The sequence below is a fragment of the Mycobacterium farcinogenes genome (assembly GCF_019739075.1).
Lineage (GTDB): Bacteria > Actinomycetota > Actinomycetes > Mycobacteriales > Mycobacteriaceae > Mycobacterium > Mycobacterium senegalense.
The window spans coordinates 5,326,771-5,340,198 of the sequence record NZ_CP081673.1 but is presented as its reverse complement, the minus strand read 5'-3'; the positions used below and the strand labels follow the sequence as shown (position 1 = coordinate 5,340,198).

The window sequence follows — 13,428 nt, the reverse complement described above, 5'->3', positions numbered from 1 at the left end:
GCTCGGCGTCAGAACTGGCCGAGGTAGAACCGGCTGCCCTGGTCGTCGGTGCACTCTGCCATCAGCCCGTAGTCCTGCCTCGACGGCTGTTGCAACACGGTGCCACCGGCCTCGATGACACGGCTGACCGCGGCGTCGATGTCGGCGACCGTCCACATGGGCACGGTCACGGCCCGTCTGCCGCCGCCGGCCATACCTGACATCGGCTGGCTGCCCTGCACACCCCAGCCGTCGTTGACCCGGCCGGGTTCGAAGGTCCAGAAGAACAGGCGGCTGTAGAACTCCTTGAACGCCGTCGAGTCGGGGACCTCGTAGGTGATGTACGAGAGTTCGCCTGGCCCTGCGCCGTTCAGTTTTGGCCGACGGGTGCCCGGCTTGGGCAAGAACACCGCGAACGGGGCACCGGCCGGATCGGTGGCGTCGAGCACGGTGCCGTAATCGAAGTCCTGCGTCTGGCCGGGTCGGCCCCCACCTGCCACGATCGCCTGGCGGGCGCCGTCGAGGTCAGCCACCGCGTAGCAGCAGAAAAGTGTCGCCGGACCGGCCACGCTGAAGATGCCAACGGGCTGCTCGGTGTTGGTCACCTGCCGGGTGGCCGGGTCGTAGGTCCAGCCCAGGACGTGACCGTAGAACGCCGCGGCCCGCTCGGCGTCGGGCACCCAGACCGAGACGTAGCCGACATCGCCGTGCTGGATGGGCACGGCGGCCCCGGTCACCGGTCCGGACAGCATCCAGCGGTGGCCCGATGGGTCGACGAAGGCGGCGTTGCGGGTGCCGTAGTTCTCATACGGTTCCCGTTGCACCTGCGCACCCAGCGTCCGGGCCCGCTCCAGTGTCGCGTCGGTGTCGGCGACCGCGAGCATGAGGCTCACTGAATTGGCTTGTGGCGCCGGTGCTCTCAAACCAAGTTCGGGATACTCGTCGGCCAGGTACAGCACGCCGTCACCGATCTGCAGCTCTGCATGTCCGATGCGGCCGTCCTCCATCACGATCGGCTCGCCGATCGGCGCCGCTTCGAGCGCATCGATGTACCAGGCGATCGCGGCCCGGGCGTCGGGTACGGCCAGGTAGGGAATGGCCGCCGGGCGCGGGGGTGCAGGCACGGGCGCGGGCTGGTTCAATTCGGCGATCGCAGTGTCGGTTCCGCTCATTTCAACTCCTTCGGCGTGGGTGGGCAGGGTGAGCGCAGATTCCAGTCGTGCGCGCAGCCGGGCGGCGAACGCCGGATCGGGGGCGACCGGGTGGTCCCCGCCGCTGAGCACGGTCAACGGATCGTGGCTGTTGATCACGGCGTCCCTCCCTCCGGTGTCGGGTACTCGGATCTGAAGGCGCGGCGGGCCCGCACCAGCAGGGCCTCGGTGGCGTGTACGGTGCGGCCGATCAACTCGGCGCATTCACCCACCGACCGGTCGTCGAGGTAGCGCAGCGCCAGCACGGTCCGATGGTGTTCGGGCAGGCGGGCCAGGACCGCCTCGGCGACAATGCGATCCAGTTCGGTGTCCCAGTCGTCGATGGGGTCCACCGGTTCGGGCAGCTCGGCCACCGGCACGGTGAACCGGTCGCGGCGGCGCCGGTAGTGGTCGGCCAGCTTGTGCCGAGCCACCCCGATCAGCCAGGGCACCGACATCGGCGGCGGCGAGGGTTTCCTGGCCGCGTCCATCGCGGCCAGGAACGTCTCCGAGGTCAGGTCCTCGGCGGTTCCGCGGTCACCGCAGCGTCGCACGAAGTACCCGTACACCACCGGCAGGGCCTCGTCGTACAGGTTCAGCAGCGCCCGCGGAGCGTCTGTTTCGGCGCTCACATCCATATCGTCGCCGCCGGGCGTCGAACTCCGACGGGGTTGGGCGAAGAATTTTCGCCGGAAAATCATTGGCGTAGGTCAGCAGGGGTGGGTCATGGTGGTCGGTGTGGTGGACGTCGATGCCTTCGAGCGGGACGGTTTCGTCAAACTCGAACAGGCAGTTCCCGTCGAAATCGCCGATGCCGCCAGGGATCTGCTGTGGCATCAAATAGGGGTCCGCGCGGACGAACCGGCATCGTGGACCAGTCCGGTCGTGTGGACGGCTGACCTGACCGGTGCCGGGCCGTTCCAGCGGCTGGTGCGCAACGCCGCGCTCACCGAGGCCCTCGAGGTGATCTGCGGTGTAGGCGGTTGGCTGCCGCGCGGATCCCTGGGCAACATTCCGGTCCGATTTCCGGTCGATCCGCCCGCTGATGACCGGGGTTGGCACATCGATGCCAACACTGAACTGCCGGGAGGGCGGTGGGCGGTCAGCGGTCGCCCGCACACCGTGCTGGTGCTGACGCTGATGTCGGAGGTCGGGCCCGCCGACGCGCCGACGCGTATCCGGGTGGGTTCGCATCGCTGCGTGGCCGGAGTGCTGGGGCCGGAGCCCCTCGACTTCGTCGACGCCGGGGCCATGGTGGACGAGGTGAGCCGCGGCTGTCCGGTGGCACAGGCGACGGGGCGGCCCGGCGACATGTACGTGGTTCACCCGTTCACGGCGCATGCCGCCGATGTACATCGAGGCCGCACACCACGTTTCATGTCCCAGGCTCCCGTGATGCTCAGCGAGCGGCTCAGCCCCACAGGGCCGCGGGCTCTGGCTGCGGCATGGGACGGGCTATCGCGGGGCTAGCGCTTCCAGCCCGGGCCGGGCCAGCTCGAAGGCCTGGGCAATCGCGTCGGCCAGCGCGACCGCCTCGTCGGCCAGCCAGTGCTCGTACGCCGACAGTGCGACGCCCAGCATCAGCCAGCCCGCGGTCTGGGGCATCAGATCGGCGGGTGCTGCGCCGATCCGCTGCGCCACGTAGGTCGCGATCACCTCGCGCCAGCCGGCGTACATCGTCATCGAATAGGCCTGCAGCCCAGCGGTTTCCAGAATCACCCGCATGCGCCGGCGATGCTGGGCCATCTCCTGGTCGTCGTAGGTGTTGAACGACAGCAGGGCCTCGCGCAACGCCTCGGCCAGCGGGATCTCGGTGCTGAGGCCATGGAGCAACTCGCGCAGGTGCTGGAGGTGGGCGTCGAAGTCGCCCCAGGGGATGGCGTTCTTGGAGGCGTAGTAGCGGAACAGGGTGCGCCGGGCGATGCCGGCGGCCTTGGCCACGTCGTCGACACTGACTTCGTCGAAACCTCTGCTGGCGAACAGGGCCAGCGCCACGTCGGTGATGTGGTCCTGCGTGGTGGACGGGCGTCGGCCGACACGGGGCCCCGATACCTGGCGCATGAAACCCGCCCTTCCATTTGTGCACTCGATGCCATATTCTTGCGACTCAGGTCACAATTGTCGAGACCCACAGTTGCAGGAAAGGTGCGATTCATGGATCAGAACCCGCAGGTTGAAACCGAAACCCAGCTCGTCACCGAGACGCTCGTCGAAGAGGTCTCGATCGACGGTATGTGCGGGGTTTACTGACGGTGTCCGCAGAGGTTGCCGATATGGCTGGGCGCACTGGTGTCGTATTCGACCCCGATGTCAGCTGGCGGTTGCACCACCAGGTGGCGGTGCGGCCGGAGCCGTTCGGCGCCCTGCTGTATCACTTCGGAACTCGCAAGCTGTCGTTTCTGAAGAACCGGACGGTCGTCGAGGTGGTCAACTCATTGGCTGATCACCCCGACGCCCGGTCCGCGTGTCGCGCGGCCGGCATCGCAGACTCCGACCAAGGTCCCTACCTGCATGCGCTGAGCGTGCTGGTGTCCTCGAAGATGCTCATCCCCGGGAACTCACAATGACTTCTGTTGCCCCTGTGCCCAGGCTCGTCGATCAATTCGAGAGCGGGCTCGACGCCCCGATCTGCCTGACCTGGGAGCTCACCTACGCCTGCAACCTGGTGTGCGTGCACTGCCTGTCCTCCTCGGGCAAGCGGGATCCGCGCGAGCTGTCCACGCAGCAGTGCAAGGACATCATCGACGAGCTGGAACGCATGCAGGTGTTCTACGTGAACATCGGCGGCGGCGAACCCACTGTGCGCCCGGACTTCTGGGAACTGGTCGACTACGCGACCGAGCACCACGTCGGGGTCAAGTTCTCCACCAACGGTGTGCGCATCACGCCGGAGGTGGCCGCCAAGCTCGCCGCCAGCGACTACGTCGACGTGCAGATCTCACTGGACGGGGCCAACGCCGAGGTCAACGACGCGGTGCGCGGCAAGGGCTCGTTCGACATGGCCGTGCGCGCGCTGGAAAACCTTGCCGCCGCAGGCTTTTCCGATGCCAAGATCTCGGTCGTGGTGACTCGCCACAACGTCGACCAGCTCGACGAGTTCAAGGCGCTGGCCGACCGTTACGGGGCCACGCTGCGGATCACCCGGCTGCGTCCGTCGGGCCGCGGTGCCGATGTCTGGGACGAGCTGCACCCGACCGCGGACCAGCAGCGCCAGCTGTACAACTGGTTGGTCGCCCATGGTGAGCGGGTGCTGACCGGCGATTCGTTCTTCCACCTGTCGGGGCTGGGCGAGCCCGGCGCGCTGGCCGGGCTGAACCTGTGTGGGGCCGGTCGTGTGGTGTGCCTGATCGATCCGGTGGGCGACGTCTACGCCTGCCCGTTCGCCATCCACGACAAGTTCCTGGCCGGAAACATCTTGGAAGATAACGGTTTCCAGAATGTCTGGCAGAACTCCACCCTGTTCCGCGAGCTGCGCGAGCCGCAGTCGGCCGGTGCCTGCAGCGGTTGCGGACATTACGATGCCTGCCGTGGCGGCTGCATGGCGGCCAAGTTCTTCACCGGTCTGCCGATGGACGGACCGGACCCCGAGTGCGTCGAAGGCTGGGGCGAGCCCGCCCTGGCTCAGGAGCGCACCAAACCCAAGCCCAGCGGTGACCACTCCCGCGGCACCAAACAAGGCCCGGTGGCACTGAAGTTGCTGACCAAGCCGCCCGCCCGCATCTGTAACGAAAGTCCGGTATAAATCCATGGCCCGTGATACCTGGTTCGAGACCGTCGCCATCGCCCAGCAGCGGGCGAAGAAGCGGCTGCCCAAGTCTGCCTACTCGTCGCTGATCTCTGCCAGTGAGAAGGGTGTGACGGTCTCCGACAACGTGGAGTCGTTCGCCGAGCTCGGGTTCGCCCCGCACGTGGTGGGCGCCACCGAGAAGCGTGAGATGGCGACAACCGTGATGGGGCAAGACATCTCGATGCCGGTCATCATCTCGCCGACGGGTGTGCAGGCCGTGGACCCCGACGGTGAGGTGGCCGTGGCCCGCGCGGCGGCGGCCCGTGGCACCGCCATGGGGCTGTCCTCCTTCGCCAGCAAGCCGATGGAGGAAGTCACCGCCGTCAACGACAAGATCTTCTTCCAGATCTACTGGCTCGGGTCGCGTGACGAGATCGCCGAGCGGGTGCAGCGCGCGAAGGATGCCGGTGCCGTCGGGCTCATCGCGACGACCGACTGGAGCTTCAGCCACGGCCGCGACTGGGGTAGCCCGAAGATCCCGGAGCGAATGGACCTGCGCACGATGTTGCGGATGTCTCCGGAGGTGCTCACCAAGCCCCGCTGGTTGTGGAGCTTCGGCAAGCACCTGCGCCCGCCGGACCTGCGCGTGCCCAACCAGGGCCGGCGTGGTGAGCCGGGGCCGACCTTCTTCGAGGCCTACGGGCAGTGGATGGGTACCCCGCCGCCGACCTGGGAGGACATCGCCTGGCTGCGTGAGCAGTGGGGCGGTCCTTTCCTGCTCAAGGGCATGGTGCGCGTCGACGACGCCAAACGTGCCGTGGATGCGGGTGTTTCGGCCATCACGGTGTCCAACCACGGCGGCAACAACCTGGACGGCACGCCTGCGGCGATCCGTTGCCTGCCCGCCATCGCCGAGGCGGTGGGGGACCAGGTCGAGGTTTTGCTGGACGGCGGGATCCGCCGCGGCAGCGATGTCGTGAAGGCGGTGGCGCTGGGTGCCCGTGCGGTGATGATCGGACGCGCCTACCTGTGGGGGCTGGCCGCCAACGGTCAGGCCGGTGTCGAGAACGTGCTGGACATCCTCAGCGGCGGCATCGACTCGGCGCTGCGCGGGTTGGGCAAGTCTTCGATCCACGACCTGACGCCGGACGACATCCTGGTTCCCGAGGGCTTCACCCGGACCCTCGGCGTGCCGCGCACCGACTCCTGACGGCCGGCCCCGGCGCGTCGCGGCGTGGCGTGACAGGGGTGGCAGAAGGGACGTACGTGATGTTCATGGCGGCTGTCGGAGAAAGCTAAGGCAAATCAATTGCTGCTCGGGCTCCAACAATTGGCGCACAGTAGGTGAATTCGGCCTACGATCGGCACGTGGCTTTCCCCAGCGGGCTCGGGAACTCAACGTCGAGACAGCTACGCAGCATGTCGCCAATGTTGATCATCCCCGTGGGCTCTACCGAGCAACATGGTCCGCACCTGCCTCTGGACACTGACACCCGGATCGCGACAGCCGTCGCCCGGGAGGTCCTCGAGCAGCTCGACGACGCCTCGACCGGCGACTGGATGGTCGCCCCGCCCGTGTACTACGGCGCCAGCGGCGAGCACGAGGGGTTCCCCGGCACGGTATCGATCGGCACTGCCGCTTTGCGGTCGTTGCTGGTGGAGTACGGCCGCTCTGCCTCCAGCTGGGCCCGCCGACTCGTCTACGTCAATGGTCACGGGGGCAATGTGGAAGCGCTGGTCGCCGCGGTGACCCTGTTGCGCCAGGAGGGCCGCGACGTTGGCTGGGTCCCGTGCATTGCCACGGGTGCCGACGCCCATGCGGGGCACACCGAAACATCTGTATTGCTACATATTTCGCCCGGCGATGTCTGGACCGATGACCTGACAGTGGGGAACACGGCCCCGCTGGCCGAGCTGATGCCTGCGATGCGCAGTGGTGGGATCGCGGCTGTCAGCGAAGTCGGGGTACTCGGTGACCCGACAACCGCCACGGCTGCCGAGGGGGAGCGTATCTTTGCTGAGATGGTCAACGGCTGCGCCGGTCGGATTAGGCGGTGGCAGCCCGACCGGAACGGATTGCTGACATGACCGGACCGAGGCTGCCCGACGGCTTTGCCGTGCAGGTGGACCGCCGGGTCAAGGTCCTCGGCGCCGGCGCGGCGCTGCTCGGCGGCTCACCGACCCGGTTGCTGCGGTTGGCGCCGACGGCGCAGACCATGCTCAACGGTGGCCGCTTGGAGGTGCACGACGCCCAGAGCGCGCAATTGGCGCGGACTTTGCTCGACGCCACGGTCGCCCACCCCCGTCCGCCCAGTGGGCCGTCTCATCGCGACGTGACGGTGGTTATCCCGGTGCGCGACAACGTATCCGGTCTGCACCGGCTGATCGCCGCGCTGCGCGGGTTACGGGTGATCGTCGTCGACGACGGCTCGGCGGTGCCGGTCGCGCAATCGGAGTTCGCCGGGATGCACTGCGATGTCCAGGTGCTCCGGCACCTCCGCAGCAACGGTCCGGCGGCCGCCCGCAACACCGGGCTGGCCGCGTCCGAGACCGACTTCGTGGCGTTCCTCGACTCGGACGTGGTGCCGCGGCGCGGGTGGCTGGAAGCGTTGCTCGGACACTTCTGCGACCCGGCGGTCGCGCTGGTGGCCCCGCGTATCGTCGGGCTGCACACCGCCGACAATGTGGTCGCCCGGTACGAGGCCGTGCGTTCGTCGTTGGACCTCGGGGTGCGGGAGGCGCCGGTGGTGCCCTACGGACCGGTGTCCTACGTCCCGAGCGCTGCCATCATCTGCCGGCGGTCTGCGCTGGCCGCGGTGGGCGGGTTCGACGAGACCATGCAGTCCGGCGAGGACGTCGACCTGTGCTGGCGTCTGGTCGAGTCGGGTGCCCGGCTGCGGTACGAGCCGATCGCGCTGGTGGCCCACGACCACCGGACGGATCTGCGAGAGTGGTTCAACCGCAAGGCTTTCTATGGGACATCGGCAGCGCCGCTGAGTGTCCGCCACCCCGGTAAGACCGCCCCTGTGGTGATCTCGGGCTGGACGCTGATGGTGTGGCTGTTCCTGGCCATGGGGTCGTGTTTCGGTTATCTGGGCTCGGTGGTGATCGCGATCATCACCGGTCGGCGGATCGCGCGCTCGCTCAGTACCGTCGAGACCGAACCCACGGAGGTCGCCGCGGTGACCGCACGCGGACTATGGTCGGCGGCCCTGCAGTTGTGTTCGGCGATCTGCCGGCACTACTGGCCCGTGGCGCTGATCGCCGCCCTGCTGTTCCGGCGGGCCAGGCATGCGGTCCTGGTGGCCGCGGTGCTCGACGGGGTGGTCGACTGGGCGAGCCGGCGCGGCAATGCCGACGATGACACCAAACCGGTCGGCCTGCTGGCCCACATCCTGCTCAAGCGTCTGGATGACCTGGCCTACGGCATCGGGCTGTGGACCGGTGTGGTGCGCGAACGCCGGCTTGGTGCCCTCAAGCCGCAGCTGCGGAGCTAGAACCAATTGACCGATGTCCTGATCGTCGGCGCCGGAAGCGCCGGTTCAGTTCTGGCTGAACGGCTTTCCAGCGATCCCGATTGCCGCGTCACCGTCGTCGAGTCCGGCCCGGCGCCGAGTGACCCGCGGGTGGAAGCGCAGATCACCGACGCCCTGCGGCTGCCGATCGGGGCGGCCAGCTCGGTGGTGCGCCACTACGCGTCGGTGCTGACCGATAACCCGCCGCGGCTTACCCAGATCATGCGCGGTGCGGTCGTCGGTGGTTCCGGTGCGGTCAACGGCGGCTACTTCTGCCGGGGGCTGCCGACGGACTTCGACCGGTGGGCGGTACCCGGGTGGGGCTGGGACGACGTGCTTCCGCATTTCCGTGCCATCGAGACCGATCTGGATTTCGGCACCGCGTTGCACGGCGACACCGGCCCGATCACTGTCCGTCGGGTACGTGAATTCGACGGTTGCACAGCGTCATTCGTCGATGCTGCGACACGCGCCGGATTCGGGTGGATCGACGATCTGAACGGTTCGGACGCCGGTGCGGCGTTGCCGGCCGGCGTGGGCGCGGTCCCGTTGAACATCAACGGCGGCACCAGAGTCGGGCCGGGCGGCGCCTACCTGAAGCCGGCGTTGGGGCAGCCGAATCTCGACCTCCGTGCCGATACCCGGGTCCAGCGGGTGTTGTTCCGGGGGAACCGAGCGGTCGGGGTCGCCTGCGCGGACGGTTCTGTTCTGCGCGCTGATCGAATTGTGCTGTGCTCCGGCGCGATTGGCTCGGCACACCTGCTGCTGCTGTCGGGTGTCGGGCCCCCGTCCGACCTGGAGCCGCTGGGTGTTCCGGTGGTGGCCGGCCTGCCGGTCGGTATGCACACCGTGGATCACCCGGAGTGGGTCCTTCCGGTGTCGTGGGTACCCACCCACGACCTACCGCCGTTGGAGGCGGTCCTCACCACATCGGAGGGCATCGAGGTTCGTCCGTACACGGCCGGCTTCGCGGCGATGGTGCACGGGCCCGGGCATGACCCCGCGGAGCTTCCGCACCTCGGGGTGGCGCTCATGCGTCCGCACTCGCGGGGCCGGGTCCGGTTGGCGTCGGCGGATCCGAACGTGGCGCCGGTGATCGAGCACCGCTACGACACGGTGGCAGCTGATGTCGACGCCCTGCGGCAGGGGTCCCAGTTGGCCCGCGAATTGGTCAGCCGCACAACCGAAGTCGGTGAGGCGTCATGGTCTACGTCGCAGCATCTGGCCGGCACTGCTCCGATGGGAACCGGGCCGCAGGCAGTAGTCGACCCGACGTGCCGCGTGCTGGGCGTCGAGGGCCTCTGGGTGGTGGACGGGTCGATCATGCCCGCGATCACCAGCCGCGGCCCGCACGCGACCATTGCCATGATCGGTCATCGGGCGGCGGAGTTTCTCGCCGCTTGATCCGGCGGACGAACCGCAGCTGTTCACCGTCGCGGCCCGGTGCCCAAATTCCGACGAACGCCGCCGCCACGGCCAGTACCACCGCCATCACCAGCATGGCCGCGTTGGCGGCGTCGAGAAACGCCTGCTTGGCGAGTTCGGTGACGGCTTCGCCTCGCGGGCCCAGATGCGCGGCCACCGACAGGGCTTCGGCCAGCGAGCTCAGGGTGGAGTCGCGCACTTCGGCGGGTAGCCCGGTCAGCTCGGGGGCCAACTGGTTCTGATAGTGGGCGGCCAGGATCGAGCCGGCCACCGCGATGCCCAGCGCCGCACCGACTTCCCGGGTGGTGTCGTTGACGGCGGAGGCCACCCCCTGCTTGTCGTCCGGAACCGCGCCCATGATGGCCGATGTGGTCGGCGCCGTGCACATGCCGATGCCGATGCTCATGATCACCAGCGGCCAGGAGTATTGCGGATAGCTGGAGTCGATTTCGAGCCAACGCATGCACACGAGTCCGGCCGAGATGATCAGGAGGCCGACGAACACGCAGGTGCGCAACCCCAGCCGGGGCAGATACAGGTGCGTGGTGGCGCTGAGGATCAACAGAGGTACGGCCAACGGGCACAGCGCTATTGCGGTTTGGATCGGGCTATAGCCCATCACCAGCTGGATGTATTGCATGCTGACGTAGAAGTAGCCGAAGTTCACGAAGAACAGGAATGTCACGCCCACCGCGCCGGTTGCGAAGTCGGGCTTGGCGAACAGCCGCACGTCGAGCAGGGGGTGTCGCTGCCGCAGCTGTACCACGGTGAACGCGGCGGCCAAGACGACGCCTGCGGACAGGCAACCCCACACCACCGGGTGCGTCCAACCGCGCATCGGCGCCTCCACCACGCCGAGCACGAAGACCGCCACCGCAGCGCCGATCAGGATGGCGCCGAGCCAATCCACCGGGGCGCTGTGTTCGTCGCGTGAGGAGGGCACGGTGCAGGTCAATACGAACAAACCCACCCCGGCGCCGACGAATGTGACGAAGATGGACTGCCATTGCCAGAGATGCAGCAGGCCGCCGGTGACCAGGAAGCCGACGATGGCTCCCGATCCGACCACACCGGCCCAGATGCCAACCGCCTTGTTGCGCTCCGCCTTTGGGAATGCCGCGGTCAGAAGGGACAGGGTGGCCGGCATGATGAAGGCCGCGCCGGCCCCGGCCACCGCACGCGCTGCGATCAGTTGAGCGGGACTGTCGAAGATCAGCGGCGCCGCCGAGGCCAGCACGAAGACCACGAGCCCGGTCAGCAGGGCGCCGCGGCGACCGTAGCGGTCACCGATCGCCCCGGCCGGTAGCAGCAGGCAGGCGAGCACCAGGGTATAGCCGTCGATCACCCAGGTGAGTTGGGCTTGGGTGGCCGAGGTCTGGCGGGCGATGTCGGGCAGTGCGGCATTGAGCGCCACCATCGACGCGATCACGATGGAGACGTCCATGCAGGCGACGGCGAGCAGCCAGTACCGCTGCTTGATCGTCAGATCCGCCATGCGCGGGTCGCTATCCTGGCTGGACTCGACCAGGGTGTCGGACATGCTTCGCCCTCCTGCGTCGATGAAGTTCTGAGACTAACAGTCTCGGAGCAAGACGGTAAGTCTCTTTTAGGAAGGTGCAGGCGAATGGCTGCCGAAAGCGCTGACCCGCGCCCCGCCCGGTCCCGGGCCCGGCTGCTGGAGGCGGCGACCGCGCTGTTGCGGTCGGGCGGACCCAGCGCGGTGACCGTCGACGCCGTGACAAAGCACGCCAATGTGGCCAGGGCGACGTTGTACCGGCACTTCCCGAGCGGAAACGACTTGCTGGCAGCGGCATTTCGCGCGCTCATTCCGGCGGCGCCGATGCCGCCGGAGGACGGAACGCTGCGCGACCGGCTGATCGCGCTGGTTCAGGCGCAGGCCGATTCGATCGCCGAGGCGCCGATCAGTATCACCGCGATGTCGTGGTTGGCGCTGGGCGGGGATCTGGAGAAGCTGCCGTGGCGGACCGGTGACAGCGATGAGGTGCGGACGCTGCGCGAGCGGGTGGCCGAGCAGTATGCGAAGCCGTTCGAGGCGATCTTCGACAGCCCTGACGCCGTGGCCGAACTCGGTGAGGTGGATCGTACGCAGGCCGCCGCGCTGCTGTTGGGCCCGATCGTGTTGGGCAAACTCAGCACGGTGGCTGAGTTCGACTACGTCTCATGCGTGCGGGCCGCGGTGGATGGCTTCCTGGCCACCCACCGCCGCGACCCTCAGCGCAGGGAGTAGCGAATCGGCAGGTGCTTGAGCCCGCCGACGAACGTGGTCGCGGAAAGCTCTGGCGTTCCGGCCAATTCGATCGAGTCGAGCCGGCTCAGCAGCTCGGTGAACAAGCTGTTCATCTCCATCCGGGCCAGCGCCGCGCCCAGGCAGAAGTGCACGCCGTATCCGAAGGCCAGGTGCTTGTTCGGATCCCGCCCGACATCGAAGCGGTGGGGGTTGTCGAACACCTCCTCGTCGCGGTTGCCCGAAACGTAAGCCAGGTAGACGGATTCGCCCTTGGCGATCGGCACGCCGCGCACAGTGGTGTCGGCCGTGGCGGTGCGCATGAACTCCTTGACCGGGGTGGACCACCGGATCATCTCCTCGACCGCGGTGCCCATCAACCCGGGCTGTGCCTGCAGTCTGGCCAACTGGCCCGGATTCTCGATGAGCGCGTGCAGCCCGCCGGAGATGGCGTCCTTGGTGGTGTCGTGGCCCGCGCTGGCGACGATGACGTAGTACGACGCGGTGTCGACGTCGGACAGCGGCTCACCGTCGATGGTGCCGTTGGCGATGGCCGACGCCAGGTCCTCGGTCGGGTTGGCGCGGCGCGACGCGGTCAGCGTGGAGAAGTAGGCGAAGAAATCCATCAACACTGCCAGTTGGTCTTCCAGCGAACCCCCGTCGCGCTTGTATTCGTCATCGTCGCCGCCGAACATCTCCTGGGTGAGCATGTGCATGCGGCCAAAGTCCTCTTCGGGCAGCCCGAGCAGGGACATGATCACGTAGAGCGGGAAGTCGACGGCGATGGCGGTGACGAAATCGCATTCGGGCCCGATGTCGCGCATCTTGTCGACGTAGCGTTTGGCGAGCTCGTCGACCCGAACCTTGAGGGCTCGCATTGCCTTGGGGCGGAACCAATCCGCGCCGATGGCCCGTACCTTGCGGTGGTGCGGGTCGTCCATGTGGATCAGGGTGCGCAGGCCCATGCCCGCCTCGAGTTGCTGCTTGGCCAGATCGTCGGCGGCCGCAGTGGCCAGCAGCGGCCGGGGTTCGCTGATGAAGAGCTCGTTGTCCCGCTCGATGGCCATGATGTCGGCGTGCTTGGTGATCGCCCAGAACGGCCGGTAGGGCCGGTTGTCCACCCAGGCCACCGGATTGTTGGCGCGCAAATGGGTCAGCGCGGTGTGCAGTCGCGAATCGTCGGCGTAAGCCGTCGGGTCGGCGAGCACCTTCGCGGCTTCATCCATTGTCGGCGCGCTCATACAGAACTCCTCCCGGGGCGGGTACTTGACGGGTGTCAACTACCACCATATGTGATCGCCGCCACGTAAGGGAGCTGATTTTGCCGATCCGCCCCGTACGCTCGCA

14 protein-coding genes are annotated in these 13,428 nt (G+C 67.7%); 9 read left to right on the top strand and 5 right to left on the bottom strand.

Annotated features, from left to right (window positions below; translation table 11 throughout):
- Nucleotides 1–8: 8 nt before the first annotated feature.
- The gene (locus K6L26_RS25535; protein ID WP_221851954.1) at nucleotides 9–1,289 is read right to left on the bottom strand and encodes a VOC family protein; all 1,281 of its coding nucleotides are present in this window, start codon (nucleotides 1,287–1,289) and stop codon (nucleotides 9–11) included.
- On the bottom strand, nucleotides 1,286–1,801 hold the full coding sequence (locus K6L26_RS25530; protein WP_036390124.1) for an RNA polymerase sigma factor: 516 nt from the start codon (nucleotides 1,799–1,801) through the stop codon (nucleotides 1,286–1,288). Before K6L26_RS25530 ends, K6L26_RS25535 begins: the two co-directional genes overlap by 4 nt.
- Before the next feature lie 94 nt (nucleotides 1,802–1,895).
- On the opposite strand from K6L26_RS25530, the gene K6L26_RS25525 reads away from it, so the two are divergent.
- Nucleotides 1,896–2,639: a phytanoyl-CoA dioxygenase family protein gene (locus K6L26_RS25525; protein WP_245008641.1), complete on the top strand. Its 744-nt coding sequence runs from the start codon at nucleotides 1,896–1,898 to the stop codon at nucleotides 2,637–2,639.
- On the opposite strand, the gene mftR is transcribed toward K6L26_RS25525, so the two are convergent.
- Nucleotides 2,625–3,230, bottom strand: a complete 606-nt coding sequence (gene mftR / locus K6L26_RS25520; protein ID WP_036389086.1) for a mycofactocin system transcriptional regulator MftR — start codon at nucleotides 3,228–3,230, stop codon at nucleotides 2,625–2,627. The two genes, K6L26_RS25525 and mftR, sit on opposite strands and share 15 nt — an antisense overlap.
- A 93-nt stretch (nucleotides 3,231–3,323) precedes the next feature.
- Here mftR and mftA point away from each other — a divergent pair, with 93 nt between their 5' ends.
- From mftA to mftG, 7 genes are all read left to right on the top strand, one after another.
- Nucleotides 3,324–3,419 (top strand): mycofactocin precursor MftA, encoded by a 96-nt coding sequence (mftA, locus tag K6L26_RS25515; protein ID WP_019344466.1) that lies wholly within the window; start codon nucleotides 3,324–3,326, stop codon nucleotides 3,417–3,419.
- 23 nt (nucleotides 3,420–3,442) lie between these two features.
- On the top strand, nucleotides 3,443–3,736 hold the full coding sequence (mftB, locus tag K6L26_RS25510) for a mycofactocin biosynthesis chaperone MftB (RefSeq protein WP_019344465.1): 294 nt from the start codon (nucleotides 3,443–3,445) through the stop codon (nucleotides 3,734–3,736).
- Nucleotides 3,733–4,911 carry a mycofactocin radical SAM maturase gene (gene mftC, locus K6L26_RS25505; RefSeq protein ID WP_221851952.1) on the top strand — a complete coding sequence of 393 codons (1,179 nt, stop codon included), beginning with the start codon at nucleotides 3,733–3,735 and terminating at the stop codon, nucleotides 4,909–4,911. The genes mftB and mftC overlap by 4 nt, the downstream gene beginning before the upstream one ends.
- Before the next feature lie 4 nt (nucleotides 4,912–4,915).
- Nucleotides 4,916–6,106, top strand: a complete 1,191-nt coding sequence (gene mftD / locus K6L26_RS25500; protein WP_019344463.1) for a pre-mycofactocin synthase MftD — start codon at nucleotides 4,916–4,918, stop codon at nucleotides 6,104–6,106.
- A 134-nt stretch (nucleotides 6,107–6,240) separates the two neighbouring features.
- Nucleotides 6,241–6,984, top strand: coding sequence for a mycofactocin biosynthesis peptidyl-dipeptidase MftE (mftE, locus tag K6L26_RS25495; RefSeq protein WP_221851950.1), 744 nt, complete (start codon nucleotides 6,241–6,243; stop codon nucleotides 6,982–6,984).
- Nucleotides 6,981–8,393, top strand: coding sequence for a mycofactocin biosynthesis glycosyltransferase MftF (gene mftF / locus K6L26_RS25490; protein ID WP_019344461.1), 1,413 nt, complete (start codon nucleotides 6,981–6,983; stop codon nucleotides 8,391–8,393). The genes mftE and mftF overlap by 4 nt, the downstream gene beginning before the upstream one ends.
- A gap of 6 nt (nucleotides 8,394–8,399) precedes the next feature.
- Nucleotides 8,400–9,815 carry a mycofactocin dehydrogenase MftG gene (mftG, locus tag K6L26_RS25485; RefSeq protein WP_221851948.1) on the top strand — a complete coding sequence of 472 codons (1,416 nt, stop codon included), beginning with the start codon at nucleotides 8,400–8,402 and terminating at the stop codon, nucleotides 9,813–9,815.
- Here mftG and K6L26_RS25480 read toward each other — a convergent pair.
- On the bottom strand, nucleotides 9,745–11,376 hold the full coding sequence (locus K6L26_RS25480) for an MFS transporter (protein ID WP_221851946.1): 1,632 nt from the start codon (nucleotides 11,374–11,376) through the stop codon (nucleotides 9,745–9,747). The genes mftG and K6L26_RS25480 overlap by 71 nt on opposite strands.
- An 84-nt stretch (nucleotides 11,377–11,460) precedes the next feature.
- Between K6L26_RS25480 and K6L26_RS25475 the strand changes: the two genes are divergently transcribed.
- Complete coding sequence (locus K6L26_RS25475) at nucleotides 11,461–12,084, top strand: TetR/AcrR family transcriptional regulator (RefSeq protein WP_065064509.1); 624 nt, start codon at nucleotides 11,461–11,463, stop codon at nucleotides 12,082–12,084.
- Here the strand turns inward: K6L26_RS25475 and K6L26_RS25470 are convergent.
- Entirely contained in the window at nucleotides 12,069–13,322 is a 1,254-nt protein-coding gene (locus K6L26_RS25470) for a cytochrome P450 (RefSeq protein ID WP_221851944.1), read from the bottom strand. The genes K6L26_RS25475 and K6L26_RS25470 overlap by 16 nt on opposite strands.
- Nucleotides 13,323–13,428: the final 106 nt, after the last annotated feature.

Excerpts from the sequence above, each read along its gene's own strand:
- mftD (WP_019344463.1), top strand. The coding sequence starts at position 4,916 with ATGGCCCGTGATACCTGGTTCGAGACCGTCGCCATCGCCCAGCAGCGG.
- K6L26_RS25475 (WP_065064509.1), top strand. The coding sequence starts at position 11,461 with ATGGCTGCCGAAAGCGCTGACCCGCGCCCCGCCCGGTCCCGGGCCCGG.
- mftC (WP_221851952.1), top strand. The coding sequence starts at position 3,733 with ATGACTTCTGTTGCCCCTGTGCCCAGGCTCGTCGATCAATTCGAGAGC.
- mftB (WP_019344465.1), top strand. The coding sequence starts at position 3,443 with ATGGCTGGGCGCACTGGTGTCGTATTCGACCCCGATGTCAGCTGGCGG.
- mftF (WP_019344461.1), top strand. The coding sequence starts at position 6,981 with ATGACCGGACCGAGGCTGCCCGACGGCTTTGCCGTGCAGGTGGACCGC.
- mftR (WP_036389086.1), bottom strand. The coding sequence starts at position 3,230 with ATGCGCCAGGTATCGGGGCCCCGTGTCGGCCGACGCCCGTCCACCACG.
- mftA (WP_019344466.1), top strand. The coding sequence starts at position 3,324 with ATGGATCAGAACCCGCAGGTTGAAACCGAAACCCAGCTCGTCACCGAG.
- K6L26_RS25470 (WP_221851944.1), bottom strand. The coding sequence starts at position 13,322 with ATGAGCGCGCCGACAATGGATGAAGCCGCGAAGGTGCTCGCCGACCCG.
- K6L26_RS25525 (WP_245008641.1), top strand. The coding sequence starts at position 1,896 with ATGGTGGTCGGTGTGGTGGACGTCGATGCCTTCGAGCGGGACGGTTTC.
- K6L26_RS25480 (WP_221851946.1), bottom strand. The coding sequence starts at position 11,376 with ATGTCCGACACCCTGGTCGAGTCCAGCCAGGATAGCGACCCGCGCATG.